This is a genomic window from Salinicoccus sp. ID82-1 (assembly GCF_021991715.1).
GTDB classification, from domain to species: domain Bacteria; phylum Bacillota; class Bacilli; order Staphylococcales; family Salinicoccaceae; genus Salinicoccus; species Salinicoccus cyprini.
Map to the genome: position 1 here is coordinate 211,173 of NZ_JAGFLY010000002.1, position 14,786 is coordinate 225,958.

12 protein-coding genes are annotated in these 14,786 nt (G+C 40.8%); 11 read left to right on the top strand and 1 reads right to left on the bottom strand.

Annotation, left to right across the window (positions count from 1 at the left end; genetic code table 11):
* The first annotated feature begins 2 nt into the window (after positions 1–2).
* From J4760_RS06560 to J4760_RS06595, 8 genes are all read left to right on the top strand, one after another.
* On the top strand, positions 3–1,034 hold the full coding sequence (locus tag J4760_RS06560; protein ID WP_237605174.1) for an FtsX-like permease family protein: 1,032 nt from the start codon (positions 3–5) through the stop codon (positions 1,032–1,034).
* A 1-nt stretch (position 1,035) separates the two neighbouring features.
* On the top strand, positions 1,036–1,710 hold the full coding sequence (locus J4760_RS06565; RefSeq protein WP_145290238.1) for an ABC transporter ATP-binding protein: 675 nt from the start codon (positions 1,036–1,038) through the stop codon (positions 1,708–1,710).
* Between the two features lie 925 nt (positions 1,711–2,635).
* Complete coding sequence (locus J4760_RS06570) at positions 2,636–3,004, top strand: ArsR/SmtB family transcription factor (protein ID WP_052256044.1); 369 nt, start codon at positions 2,636–2,638, stop codon at positions 3,002–3,004.
* The gene (locus J4760_RS06575) at positions 2,997–5,465 is read left to right on the top strand and encodes a heavy metal translocating P-type ATPase (protein ID WP_188357532.1); all 2,469 of its coding nucleotides are present in this window, start codon (positions 2,997–2,999) and stop codon (positions 5,463–5,465) included. The genes J4760_RS06570 and J4760_RS06575 overlap by 8 nt, the downstream gene beginning before the upstream one ends.
* Positions 5,462–6,082, top strand: a complete 621-nt coding sequence (locus J4760_RS06580; protein ID WP_046791364.1) for a CadD family cadmium resistance transporter — start codon at positions 5,462–5,464, stop codon at positions 6,080–6,082. The genes J4760_RS06575 and J4760_RS06580 overlap by 4 nt, the downstream gene beginning before the upstream one ends.
* A gap of 561 nt (positions 6,083–6,643) precedes the next feature.
* Entirely contained in the window at positions 6,644–7,348 is a 705-nt protein-coding gene (locus tag J4760_RS06585; RefSeq protein WP_237605175.1) for a cytochrome c biogenesis CcdA family protein, read from the top strand.
* A gap of 243 nt (positions 7,349–7,591) precedes the next feature.
* The gene (locus J4760_RS06590; protein WP_237605176.1) at positions 7,592–8,098 is read left to right on the top strand and encodes a CueP family metal-binding protein; all 507 of its coding nucleotides are present in this window, start codon (positions 7,592–7,594) and stop codon (positions 8,096–8,098) included.
* A 135-nt stretch (positions 8,099–8,233) separates the two neighbouring features.
* The gene (locus tag J4760_RS06595) at positions 8,234–10,345 is read left to right on the top strand and encodes a copper-translocating P-type ATPase (RefSeq protein ID WP_237605177.1); all 2,112 of its coding nucleotides are present in this window, start codon (positions 8,234–8,236) and stop codon (positions 10,343–10,345) included.
* 228 nt (positions 10,346–10,573) lie between these two features.
* Here the strand turns inward: J4760_RS06595 and J4760_RS06600 are convergent, their stop codons facing one another.
* A complete protein-coding gene (locus tag J4760_RS06600; RefSeq protein ID WP_074924558.1) occupies positions 10,574–11,143 on the bottom strand; it encodes a YdhK family protein in 570 nt (189 codons plus the stop codon).
* A gap of 544 nt (positions 11,144–11,687) precedes the next feature.
* Here J4760_RS06600 and J4760_RS06605 point away from each other — a divergent pair.
* The 3 genes from J4760_RS06605 (at position 11,688) to J4760_RS06615 (ending at position 14,727) form a co-directional block, all read left to right on the top strand.
* A complete protein-coding gene (locus J4760_RS06605; RefSeq protein WP_237605178.1) occupies positions 11,688–12,599 on the top strand; it encodes a F510_1955 family glycosylhydrolase in 912 nt (303 codons plus the stop codon).
* A 75-nt stretch (positions 12,600–12,674) separates the two neighbouring features.
* The gene (locus J4760_RS06610; protein ID WP_237605179.1) at positions 12,675–14,078 is read left to right on the top strand and encodes a sensor histidine kinase; all 1,404 of its coding nucleotides are present in this window, start codon (positions 12,675–12,677) and stop codon (positions 14,076–14,078) included.
* Positions 14,056–14,727, top strand: a complete 672-nt coding sequence (locus J4760_RS06615; protein WP_237605180.1) for a response regulator transcription factor — start codon at positions 14,056–14,058, stop codon at positions 14,725–14,727. Before J4760_RS06610 ends, J4760_RS06615 begins: the two co-directional genes overlap by 23 nt.
* Positions 14,728–14,786: the final 59 nt, after the last annotated feature.

Genomic DNA, 14,786 nt, shown 5'->3' on the forward strand with positions numbered 1-14,786 from the left:
AAATGAAGATGGCGTGGAAGGAAATAATGAAGTCCAAGACAAGATATTTGATCCTTGGATCAATCATCTTTCTGATCAGTCTGCTGACGATGATCATTTCAGGATTGGCGAATGGGCTCTCCTACGACAATGCATCTTTAATCAAAGATATGCCTGAAGGTACATTTTATATGCAGGAAGAAGCAGAAGGACAGTACAACTTTTCAAGTCTTGATGGAGAAACCAGGAATGAAATTGAGGAAGCTTCATCCGATGCCATGTTTTTGTCCATCCAAATGGGAGAGGTCGAAGCTGCTGATGAAAAGAGGCATGGTGTTGCATTCGTCAGTACAGCCAATAGTGATCATTTCCCTGATGTAGAGGCCAAGCGGCTAGTTCTTGATAATTCCATTATGAAAGAGGGAATCAGTGAAGACGAGAAAATGACAAATGGTCTGCTGGATCATTCATTAAAGGTGGATGGATTTGCTGATCAGCAAAAGTTCAGCCATGCCCCTGTTGCCTTCATCAATCATGATGATTTCCAGAATATGTACAGGACGGATGCATTTCAATTAGCTTTCATAGAAGGAAATGAAGCGCCCGTAATCGATGGATTAAGCCAGTTCACCAACGATGAATTTTTAAATACGATATCAAGCTACAGTGCAGAGCAGTTATCTTTGAATATGATTGTTGTATTTCTATTCGTCATCAGCGGAATGTTATTTGGCATCTTCTTTTATATGATCAACGTACAAAAAATCGCAACTTACGGCATATTGAAAGCGGTCGGGGTTAAAACGTCTACACTATTCAAAATGATGTGGGTGCAGATGATCATCATTACCATCATTTCTCTGGTGCTCTCAGTCGGAATCAGCCAATTGCTTGGAGCTGTGATGCCTGAAGGAATGCCGTTCCTGCTGACATTGAGTTCGTCTTCAATGATGTCCCTTGTCTTCCTGGTGGTCGGTTTTATTGGATCGACAGTATCAGGCATCCAGATCAGTAAAGTGGAGCCGATGCAGGCAATCAATCAAGGAGGTATGTAACATGGCCATACTCACTATCAATGGATTGGAGAAAACATTCAAGCATGGCAGTACTGAAGAAAAGATTCTTAAAGGCATTGACCTTGATCTTCCCGAAGGTGAAATCACTGCACTGGTCGGTGCCTCCGGTTCCGGCAAAAGCACCCTGCTGACCATAGTGGCCGGTTTACAGAAATCAACAAAAGGAGAGATCTTTTTTGCAGACGAAAATTTGACTTCGCTGAACAGCAATCAGGTGAGGAATATACGTGCAAAAAGATTTGGCTTCGTTTTTCAGCAGGCTCACCTGGTGCCATTCTTGACGGTTCAGGAACAATTGGGTCTGATGCTGGATACAGCCGAACTAAAGTGGTCTAAGGAAGAGAGAAGGCAAGAGATCAAAGCTATTCTTAAAAAAGTAGATATGTGGCATCATAGAGATACTTACCCAGACAGTCTATCCGGTGGAGAAAAGCAGCGGGTTGCCATCGCACGCGCTGTCATTCATCAACCAGAAATATTATTTGCCGATGAACCGACTGCAAGTTTGGACTCAAAGAGATCGAAGGAAGTGATGGAACTATTAACATCATTATCAAAAGAATTCAGGATTACAGTTTTAATGGTCACACATGATGAAAGTGCATTGAAATATGCAGATTACACGATAGAGATGAAGGATGGGTTGATTGAGTAATCAAGGTGATATGGTTACTTTCACATTCAAACAGTTCTTAGTAATATAATATGGGGTTTCGAAGGAGTGGATTCAAATACAGTATGACCCATAAAAAACTCCCACTTGCCGTGGTACCCTTCTAAAGTTGAACTCCCAAATTCAGCTTTAGGGGTGCTTTTTTATGCAGCCATTCAGCATACCAAGAAAAGCAGCACTCACCATATTATTTATAGAGTCTCTGTATTTCTTTATAGTTCTTTTTTGATATAGTAATCATTTTTATACTCTTCCAGTAAACGATCGTTTATTGGACGATTTGCCACATCCGTGAAATCGTCCTGTGACTTTAGTAACTATTTTGCATCTATTTTAAGTGTTATTTTGCATACTCAATTTAGAAACCCAGCTGTCTTCGTGAAAAGATAAGCTGAGCTTTTTAACTTTAGTGCAAAATAACATCGAAATTGACACCCAATTTTCACATAACCATCTTTTCTGAATATAATTAAAATACACCCTAATCATACACTCGAAAACCAGTGAATTCAACACTCTAGTATTGTCTATTTAGGGTCTGCCCTAATCAATCAAAAATTTAAGAGAGAAAAATACATCTATATATTGTTTTACCAGAAGATTATTTTTCTAGTTATAAATGAAAAACAATCTTAAAATAATTTAGTATGTTTACAAACTCTTGTTTTTATTTATTTCAAATGTTTTCGAAGTGTCCGCAAAAGTGTACTTTTAAGAACGAATAAATTATTTATCACAATAAAGTTCACTTACGATATCGTAATTTCTTTCAGCTTTATTTCAGAAAATTCTTTCTATGTCGAGAAAAACTTATACAAATTTATTATTATTCAAACGTCTGCTTGAATAAAGAAAAACAAGATGTTATGCTATATTCAAACAAATATTTGAATGATGAGGTGTATGTATGAATAAGAAAGAAACATGTGAAGTTTTTTGTTATGACGAAGAAAAGGTTAACCGGATGCAAGAGAATTTACAAACTGTAGATATTGCCGGTATATCACAGATGCTTAAGGCTATTGCCGATGTGAATAGGGCAAAAATCACCTATTCCTTATGCAAGGAAGAGGAATTATGCGTCTGTGATATCGCAAATATACTCGGTGTGACTGTAGCAAATGCATCTCATCATTTACGCACGCTCTACAAAGAAGGCATCGTTACATTCAGGAAAGAAGGGAAACTCGCGTTCTATTCACTGGAAGATCAGCATATTAAAGAAATCATGACGATTGCATTAATACATAGGAAAGAAGTGATAACCAATGTCTGAAGGGATTGCAGAGCTGACTGAAGAAGAAAAAAAAGTTTACCGTGTTCAGGGGTTTTCCTGTGCGAACTGTGCAGGGAAATTTGAGCGCAATGTGAAGAAACTACCTGAAGTTCAAGATGCGAAGGTGAATTTTGGCGCATCAAAAATTTCTGTATATGGTTCTGCAACGGTTGAGGAACTGGAAGAAGCAGGGGCATTTGAAAACCTCAAAGTGGTGCCTGAAAAGTCTATGCGTCAAACGCAACCAGAAGTAAATAAAGAAAAAAAAGTTTACCGTGTTCAGGGGTTTTCCTGTGCGAACTGTGCAGGGAAATTTGAGAATAATGTGAAGAAACTACCTGAAGTTCAAGATGCGAAGGTGAATTTTGGCGCATCAAAAATTTCTGTATATGGTTCTGCAACGGTTGAGGAACTGGAAGAAGCAGGGGCGTTTGAAAACCTCAAAGTGGTGCCTGAGAAATCCCGGGAAGAAAGTGGACAAGACAAAAAAGAAAAGGAAGTAACCATTCCATTTTATAAAAAGCACAGCACTCTGCTCTATTCGCTACTGTTTATCGCTTTTGGCTTCATTTCAATGTTGGTGAATGGTGATGACAATATTCTTACACCACTGCTGTTCATCACGTCCATGATTGTCGGAGGGGCTTCAATGCTGAAAACGGGTCTCCAGAATTTAGTCCGGTTTGAATTTGATATGCGAACCCTGATGACAGTCGCAGTGATTGGCGGTGTCATCATCGGAGAATGGGCCGAGGTCGCCATTGTTGTCATCTTGTTTGCCATCAGCGAAGCGTTGGAGCGTTTCTCGATGGATCGAGCAAGGCAATCCATCAGTTCATTGATGGATATTGCTCCTAAAGAGGCACTTGTCAGACGCAACGGACAGGAAATGACAGTGCACGTCAATGATATTGCTGTGGGCGATATCATGATTGTTAAGCCTGGACAGAAAATTGCTATGGACGGCGTAATTGTCAATGGCTACTCTGCAATCAACCAGGCAGCAATCACAGGTGAATCAGTGCCGGTTGAAAAATCGATCGATGATGAAGTATTTGCAGGGACACTGAACGAAGAAGGCTTACTGGAAGTTAAAATCACTAAATTGGTTGAAGATACGACCATTGCCAAAATCATTCATCTGGTGGAAGAAGCACAAGGTGAGCGTGCTCCTGCCCAGGCATTCGTTGATAAATTTGCAAAATATTATACGCCTGCCATTATGGGTGTCGCAGTGCTGGTTGCGATTGTACCCCCGTTATTTTTCGGTGCGAGCTGGTCCACTTGGGTGTATCAAGGGTTAGCGGTTCTCGTTGTAGGTTGTCCATGTGCATTGGTAATTTCCACGCCGATAGCGATTGTTTCGGCAATCGGAAATGCTGCCAAGAAGGGAGTCCTTATAAAAGGCGGGGTCTACCTCGAAGAAATGGGTGGATTAAAGGCCATTGCATTTGATAAGACCGGCACACTCACAAAAGGCGTCCCGGTTGTAACTGATTATCGTTTAATCGACAATGCAATTGATGAAAAGGAAATGCTGGCAGTCATCACAGCATTGGAAGATCGTTCTCAGCATCCATTGGCATCCGCGATTATAAAGAAGGCAGACGGTTATAACCTTCCTTATTCTGATATCTTTGTCGAAGACTTTTCTTCTATTACAGGCAAGGGGATACGGGGCAAAATCAATAATGAAATGTATTACGTTGGCAGTCCGGCATTATTTGAAGAGATGGAGGCAGCTAATTTCAATGATGCAATTAAAAGTGATGTCAAAACACTTCAAGAACAAGGTAAGACCGTTATGGTTGCAGGAACGAAAAATACAGTTCAGGCAATTATTGCAGTCGCGGATGAAGTCCGCGAATCAAGTAAAGTGGTAATCCAGAATCTGCATCAGGCAGGCATCGAAAAAACAGTCATGCTTACGGGAGATAATCATAGTACTGCCCGTGCGATTGGTTCACATGTCGGTGTCACAGATATTCAATCTGAATTGCTCCCGCAGGATAAACTAGACGTAATCAAGCAACTAAAAACTGATTATCGTCATGTAGGCATGGTCGGCGATGGGGTCAATGACGCCCCAGCGCTGGCAGCTTCCACCGTTGGTATCGCTATGGGTGGCGCCGGTACAGATACCGCTCTTGAAACAGCAGATGTCGCTTTAATGGGCGATGACCTGAGGAAACTGCCCTTTACCATCAAACTTAGCCGTAAAACATTGAACATCATCAAAGCGAATATCGCTTTTGCCATTGGAATCAAACTGATTGCTCTATTGTTGGTCATCCCAGGATGGCTGACACTATGGATTGCGATTCTCTCGGACATGGGTGCCACTTTAGTGGTGGCCTTGAATGGCTTGAGGCTTATGCGTGTGAAGGAAGATGAATTAAGCTTGGGTTCTTCCCAGATAAATAAAAGTACTGATGTCCAAATATTGGAGTTGGAAAAATGATTGTAACGGTATTTACAGCTGCTGCCGTCTATGTAGCGACAGGAATCGACTATCTCGTCATATTGATTCTTCTGTTTTCGCAAATAAAGAAAAGGAACCAGATCAAATATATCTGGATTGGACAATATATTGGGACAGTCATTATTATACTCGCGAGTCTTCTGGTGTCATTGGGCGTTGCTAATCTAGTTCCCCAACAATGGATAATCGGACTGCTTGGACTGCTGCCGCTTTACCTGGGTATAAAAATATGGATTCAAGGTGAAGAAGACGAAGATGAAGGCAACATTCTCTCCCTTTTCTCTTCAGGCAGATTCAATCAATTATTCATAACGGTCACTTTCATTGTACTGGCTTCCAGTGCGGATGATTTCGCTATCTATATACCGTACTTTACGACTTTAAATATGATGGAAATCATTATTGCCGTCATTGTTTTCATGATCATGGTTGGTGTTCTATGTCTAATCAGCTATCGATTGGCTTCCTTGAATTTTGTTTCAGATAAAATCGAAAAATATGAACGTTGGATCGTTCCAATCGTCTTTATAGGATTAGGAATTTATATCCTATTTGAAAATGGCACATTCAACGCTCTGTTCTCATTCCTATTTTAATAGAAAATTTTATAAGCCGATATCTCTCTTTTAATGTGAGATATCGGCTTAATTTTAGTGCAAAATATCACTTAAATAAGTGCAAAATAAAGTCAAAAGTCACACCCAGATTTAAGACAAAGGTCTGCTAAACTTTAATCACCGATTCACATCCGGTTACCCCTTCTGTCACTTTCGTAATTATTCTGCACTAATTCAGACGATAATTTGCATTATAATTAAAGAACCCAGCTTGTCTTCGTAAGAAGACAAGCTGGGTTCTAAAGTAGTATGTGCAAAATAGTATTTAAAATATATGCAATTCATCGGTGAAAGAGACACTCTAGTGTTGTCTATTTAGGATCTACCGTAATCATATAAAAGATGATTAGATAAAGTTACATTTCAATATTCAGGTTTACAAGGATGCTTTTTCAAGTAAAGAATAATTTAAAAAGACAGAAAAAAAGAAAATACTGGATGGTCGATTCAAATGTCACAGAAAGTTCCCAAACATTAGCTAATAGTATGAAAGCTCCATTATCTTATCTGTTAAAATGGGTTGTGAATGGGGGTTTTTGCATGGGCAGTGAGGTAACGTTTCTCCTTGCATTTGGAGCCGGGGTCTTAAGTTTTGTCTCGCCCTGTGTGCTTCCGGTCTTTCCTGCATTTGTCTCATATATAACAGGTATGAGCTACAATGAAGTAGAAAATCAAAATTTTAATGTAAGAGCGATATTACACACACTTTTTTTCCTCATTGGTTTTAGTTTAGTGTATATTGCACTTGGTTTTGGTACAGTATTTCTCGGCGGATTTCTCATCGAGCATTCGAATCTGATCAGACAGCTCGGCGCCATACTGATAGTGTTATTCGGACTTATCATAACAGGTGTGCTCAACTTCAATTTCCTGATGAAAAACAGGAAAATACAGTTTAAAAACAGACCGTCTGGATTTTTAGGTTCAATTTTTATAGGTACGGCATTCGGTGCCGGATGGACACCGTGTAATGGTCCAATTATTGGAGCTATTTTTGCAATGAGTGCAACGGCACCAAATAATGCTTTGATTTTAATGATTGTTTATTGTCTTGGATTTGCAGTACCATTCTTCATTTTGAGCTTCTTTGTCTCACGTACACGGTGGATGTTGAAATACTCAAACGTAATTATGAAGGCTGGTGGCGTAACCATGGTATTGATGGGCATCCTTCTATACTTCGATGGATTGACTCAGGTTATTATTTGGCTACAACCATTCTTTGGCGATTTTCAAGGGTTCTAGTTATAAATATAGAAACTAAAAATCATCGTAATGGAAAATATATTTTCAGTAGATAGGTTTTAGCTTAGTCTTAAAAATTGAGGGATTTACCAAACCACATAGTTTCCTTCTTATCACTACAAGAAGATAAGAAGGAAACTATCTGTTCATGCTATACCTTTAACCATAATCCATATAATCGTTATAATTTCAAAAAATGTACTTGAATAAGCTTGATATAATTAAACAGTGGGAGGTATCCAAATGAAAAAATATTTAATGCCAGCTTTACTGGGTTTAACGATTATTCTAGCCGGGTGTGGCAATGATTCAGCCTCAAATGAAACAAATGTTAAAGAATTCATATCACAACTGAGTGCCAGTAATATCGTAGAATCGGCATCAATAAATGATGAAACCCTTGTTGTTCAAGATGGTGGAGAGGAAGATATCTATAATCTTCCCGAAGATGAGTTTTTTATATCGGTAGCGCCTTATCTTACATATACTCATCCATGTGAATTCCATAGTCTGACTGGGTGCCAGGGTGAGATGGTAAATGAAGAGATGGATGTAAAGATTACAGATGAACAAGGTAAGATACATTTTGACGAAACAGTGACAACGCTTGAAAATGGTTTTATGGATTTCTGGTTACCCAGAGATAAACAATATACCATAGAAATTAGTTATCAAAATAAACATACTGAGTACACCTTTTCCACTTTCGAAGGGGATAGTACTTGTTTGACAGACTTGCAACTGAAGTAGTATTACTGTTTGAATCTCTGAACACTTCCAAAGTGTTCGGAGATTTTTTATATTCAATATTCGGAATCATTTAGTTGCGAATTATACCCCTTAGGGGTATAATGCAAGTAAGATACAACACTAGGGAGTGATAGAATGGATCATCACAAAAAAGAGCCGCATTCTGACCAGGAGGAAAATCATAATCATCATAGTCAGGAAGAGCATACCCATCACGACCATCATGATTATAAAAATCACGATGAGTCTCATGATGAACTTGAGCACGATAATCATGGCCACGGTGCACATGACCATCACGGACATATGGTGACGGAATTCCGGAATAAGTTTTTTGTTGTTTTAATATTCACCATTCCGATTCTTCTCCTGTCTCCAATGATTCAGGATTTTATGGGCGTCGACTGGCGCTTTACAGGGGATATCTATATTCTAGCTGCCCTGTCCACATTCGTTTATTTCTATGGCGGCTGGCCTTTCCTCAAGGGTGCTTTTGATGAACTGAAAAACAGAGAACCCGGGATGATGACACTGATTGCCATGGCCATCTCCATCGCATTCTTCTACAGCCTAGCTGTCGTATTTGGGTTTAACGGGGAGCAGCTTTTCTGGGAACTGGCAACCCTGGTACTGATCATGCTTCTGGGCCACTGGATTGAAATGCGATCGATCAATAATGCATCCAAAGCTCTGGAGTCACTTGCATCCCTGATGCCGAACACAGCAAATCGTATTGCTGAGAATGGTGAGACGGAAGAAGTGCAGGTTGATGCTATCAAAGCAGGGGATCTGCTCTTGGTCAAACCGGGAGAAAAGATGCCATTGGATGGAAAGATCGTTAAAGGAAAATCCCAAATCGATGAATCCATGCTGACAGGTGAGTCCGTTCCCGTAACCAAATCTGTTAATGACGAGGTCATCGGTGGATCGATCAATAGGGAAGGCTCACTTACAATAGAAGTAGAAAAACTGATGGATGAGTCCTACTTGAACCAGGTCATCGAAATGGTCAAAGAATCCCAGAAGACAAAATCCAAAACGCAGGACATCACGAATCAGGCGGCCAAATGGCTGTTTTATATCGCTTTGGCTGCTGGTATTATCACCTTTATTGTTTGGATAAGTATCGGAGCCACTGTAGATACGGCCATACAAAGAACAGTGACCGTCATGGTTATCACCTGCCCGCATGCTTTAGGTCTCGCAGCGCCCCTGGTCATCTCTGTTTCTACTGCTTTATCTGCAAAGCATGGTCTGTTGATCCGCAAACGTCCTCAGTTCGAACGGGCACGTAATATTGACGCAGTAATTTTCGATAAGACTGGTACGTTGACTGAAGGTAAATTTGGAGTAACAGACGTGCAAACTTTCAGTGATATGGATGAAAATAAGATACTAAGCTATGCAGCGACAGTGGAGAATGACTCTGAGCACCCCATTGCTACGGGAATACTCAATGAAGCAATGGAAAGAAAACTGAAACTGCATGAAATGACTCATTTCAATTCCATTACTGGTGTGGGAATTGAAGGGACAATCGATAAGAAGAATATCAAAGTTGTGAGTCCTGGATATATCAGTAAACAAGATATCACCTTTGATGATCGGAAATTCAACAAATGGTCCGAACAGGGAAAGACGGTTGTGTTCCTAATCATTGATGAAGAGCTGGCAGGCGCCATCGCATTGGCAGATAAAATCAAAGAAAGCTCCAAACAGACGGTTGAACAATTGCACAAGCGAAATATTAAGGCCATCATGCTCACTGGAGACAACCGGAAGGTGGCGAACTACGTTGCAGAACAAATTGGTATTGATGAAGTATATGCAGAAGTTTTGCCGGATCAGAAAGCAGAGAAAGTGACAGAGATTCAAAAGCGTGGTTTAGTTGTTGCAATGACAGGGGACGGTATTAATGATGCGCCGGCCTTGACGAAAGCAGATGTTGGAATTGCGGTAGGGGCAGGGACAGATATCGCTATGGATAGTGCAGATATCGTTCTTGTGGACAGCAATCCGAAAGATATACTGGCCATATTCAGCCTTTCCAAACGGACCTTTAATAAACTGGTTCAGAACTTGATATGGGCAACCGGCTACAACATTTTTGCCATCCCATTGGCTGCAGGCGTTCTGGCTCCTTGGGGAATTGTACTCAGCCCGGCTGTCGGTGCAATACTGATGAGCTTAAGCACCATCATCGTAGCAATCAATGCGCAATTGCTACATCGATTCGAAATGGATTAAAGTAAACTTATTTGAAGTATTATAGAGATAATATTTTTTATAAGAAGTAAAAATTATGCAATATATTATGGAAGGAAGGCGATTGCAATTTCGACTTCCTTCTTAATTTTATAAATTTTCTCACTTGTTTTTAACATTTTGGTATATTGGATTAATAACATATGGCCAATAGTAAAGAGTCTATCCGTTTTGGATAGACTCTTTATTCATCGTTGAAAATATTTAGAGTTATTCAACAGGCGCCAATTCGCTTTCAATTACCCATTTATGATTTTGTACTTCTTCTCCAGTATCTGTTGTGACAAAGTCTACCATGTAAACTGTTGTCTGTTCAGCTGAATCAATCGTAGCAGTGGCACCTTCCATACCTTCCATATGCGTGGCATTCATTACTACCTCATCCCCTGGTTCTAATGGGGCTTCACCCGGATTTTCCAATTCTTCGTGGATGACCCATTTATGATCTTCTACTGGTTCTCCACCATTTGTTGGTGTATACGATACGGAATAAACCGTTGTATCAAAGGCTCCGGAGATGGTTGCTTCAGCGCCCTCCATGCCTTGCATGTGATCGGCTTCAATAATTGCTTGGCTCCCTACTTCGTATGTAGGATTTTCTGCTTCTTTCAAATCTTCAGGCACTTCACCAGAACTCGACATTTCCCCAGCGGAATGGTTCATATGTCCACCGGAATGTGGCTCGGACTGCATATTCATGTGGTCCTCAGAATGGGATTCGGACTGCATATTATAATGGTGCAGTCTTTCTTTCAGCTCTTCCTTTGTCAGACCATTGATGTATTTCGTCTTGTCCCCATCTTCATTGACTTCATAGTAGTAGTGGCTACGAGCTCCGTTATAAGGGTAACCCAATTCATCTTCCAATTCTTTTTCAGTCAAACCATCAATGTACTGCGTCTTGTTTCCATGCACATCGACTTCGTAGTAGTAATAACTTCCATCTTCATGGGCGGCAGTATCTGTACTACCTGCATTTGCTGCTCCTGGACTAAGCCCCAACGCTAATGCGAAAATCATTGCACCTGATAAAGAAATTCTTTGAAATTGTCTCATCTACCTAGCCTCCAATTTTTTGAGATACTAAAACCATACCCTTAGAATGTGCAGTTTAAGTGCAGATTCAATGAAAAGTGGATGTAATTAGCAAATATTAGAGAGTAATGTTTATAAATATATGTTTAGGTTTTCAATGTAGAGTTTCATAACTTAGATACAACATGTCATATCCTTATTAGAATCTGCACTAAAAATCGATATTTAAATAATAAAATGGTTGAGGGCTTCCAAGTTAATTAGTGAATAGAGGCAGGAGGAAACGACTATGGTATCAAGAAAGTTAATGATTAATGCAATGATAGTATCAGCGATATTTCTAGCGGGATGCAGTAGCGACGGAGCAAGTGAATTCGAAGAAGCCTTTAACGGCGAAATAGAACATGTGCATGGAATGGGGTATGCTGGTGGGAATGATGGATTATATCTGGCGACCCATGGCGGCTTGAAAATATTTCGTGACGGGGGATGGCATGAAACCACCAGGAACTACAATGATTATATGGGATTCAATGCTGTAGATGAAGGATTTTATACTTCCGGGCATCCAGGAGGAGATTCCGATATTCCCAACCCTTTTGGTATTCAACGTAGCTTTGATGGCGGCAGGACACTTGAACATATCCAATTCGAGGGGGAAACGGATTATCATGCCATGGCGGTAGGATACGACAGCCATGATATTTTTCTGTTGAATCCTGAACCGAATTCAGCGTTGGGTCAAGGATTTTATAAAAGTACTGATGATGGAGAAAATTGGGAAAAAGTAGATGCGGAGAGCCTAGAAGGGGGCGTATTATCATTGGCAATCCATCCGTCAGATTCCAGCTTTATCGCAGCAGCGACTTCCACCGGCATCTATCTGTCAGAGGATGGTGGCAATCAATTTAAAGCATTAACAAATCCAAACGAGGTAGGAACGACTGTATATTTCTATGGAGACGACTTATATTATGCGATAAATAATGAAAATGTTGAACTCCACAGAAGAAATGTTAAAAATAATGAAGAAGCCATCATTGATACACCGGAATTGGAGAATGATGGAATTGCATATATTGCCCGGAACCGACAGAATGAAAAAGAACTGGCCATCTATACCGTAAACGGTGACGTATATTTTTCTGATGCCGGGTCAACTGCTTGGGAAAAAGTTCTAGATGGGGGTCAAACCAGGTAAGCGTAAACTTTGAGATCATCTTTTCACTCTGTTGTTAGGCACTTGAAGGGTTAATGTCGAAGGGAGGGGGCTGTGATGTTAAATAAATTATCCCTGAAGATCGGGCTGTTATTTTTTATAGTAGTTATCACTGTTGAAATCATATTATTCTCCATATTATATACAAACCTGGTCAATGATCGTGTCGATGACGTGATGGGAGACTTGTTGGCCCGCGGGAATACCCATCGGGATGTGTTGGAAGAAAACTACACCCCCTCTACTCTGGAGCATGTCGCCATCATGGAATCCGAATCTGATTTTATTGTCGCGATTACAGACCAAGAGGGGGTAGTGGTCACCAGCTCCAACCCGATGGCCCCGGAAATGATCTCGGTGATCGGGCATACGGATAATGACCAAGTGCCAGATGAGGGGGTCGTACTGGAGTCGGATTGGGCAGAGAAAAATTTTGTGGCGACAGACAGCCCAATTATCATGGATGGTGTACATAGTGGACATGTATTCATGTTTGCCAACAGCAATCACATTGAAAAAATCATCAGCAATCTCACACAACAATTCTTAATCATCGGAGTGATCACTGTCATTTTAACCATCATCACGGTGATTGTACTTTCGAAGGTCATTACACAACCATTGGTCGGGATGAAGCAGGCCACAGAAGCGTTGAGCAGAGGCAACCATGAAGTAGAATTGTCCACCAGTCGAAAAGACGAACTCGGAGAGTTGGCAACTGCCATCACACGCTTATCAAAAGATTTGAAGCGTTTGAAAAACGAGAGGAATGAATTCCTGGCGAATGTCTCCCATGAACTCCGTACGCCACTGACCTATTTAAAAGGATACACAGATATCATCAATCGGGACACCACATCCGAGGAAGATCGAATCAGATATACACAGATCATCCAGGAGGAGACAGAGCACCTGGCCGGCCTGATAAAAACATTGTTCGAGCTGGCCAAAATAGATCAGAATGAATTTGCCATAAAAAAAGAAAAAGTGGAATTTGATGCACTGATCCAAAAGATCGTGGAACGGATTTATCCGGCAATTGAAGAAAGAAGTATAGAATTTTCATATTCCTGTCCAAGTAATGTGGTCATTACCATTGACCCGGAAAGAATCCAACAAGTGTTGTTGAACATACTCGATAATGCCATTAAATATACACCCCGTGGAAATCATGTCAGATTGGAAGTGGTTCAGAATAAAAATGAGGTCTTAACGATTATTTCGGATACAGGGGAAGGCATTGCCGAAGAAGATATGCCGTATATATTTGAGCGGCTCTATCGTGCAGAAAAATCCAGGTCCCGTTCCAAGGGGGGCTCTGGTCTTGGGTTGACAATCGCCAAAGAAATTGTGGAACTTCACACCGGCAGGATGGAAGTTGAAAGTGAACCAGGCGAGGGAACGGCTTTCAACATATCTTTGCCGAAGGAGGATACGTATGAAAAAGGTATTATTGATTGATGATGAAGAGAGAATGCTGGAATTGCTGGCTTTGTATTTGAAACCCTACCATTACGACTGTAGAAAAGCGCTGGGGCCGAAAGAAGGGCTCCAATACATCGAAGAAGAAAGATTCGATATTGTACTGCTCGATATCATGATGCCTGACATGGATGGGTGGAGCGTATGCAGAGAAATCCGTCAGCATTCGGATGTACCCATCATCATGGTGACTGCACGGGAGCAGAAGGCAGATATCGTCAAAGGCCTCAAATTGGGGGCAGATGACTATATAACAAAACCCTTCAATGAAGAAGAACTCATTGCACGGATGAATGCATTATTAAGGAGAGCGAAACCTGGCAACCATGTTGAGATGGATGGACTGCTATGGGACAAGGATCGATTCGAACTGTCCTATAAGAATCAGTATATCAAGTTGACCCCCAAAGAATTCTCGTTGATTGGGTTGCTTATGCAGAACCCGGGGCGGGTATATTCCAGAAATCAACTGATCGACCTGGTGTGGGGGATGTATTCAGAAACTGAAGGCCGGACTGTGGATTCACATGTTAGAAACATGCGGGAAAAAATCAGGGAAGTGGGTTTTCCCATCGATGATTATTTTCACACAGTATGGGGCGTGGGCTACAAGTGGATTAGAAAGTAGCTTTCTCATATTATCGATTGCTTAAAAATGTAGATTTTGAGCACATTGCTAAAATTAAT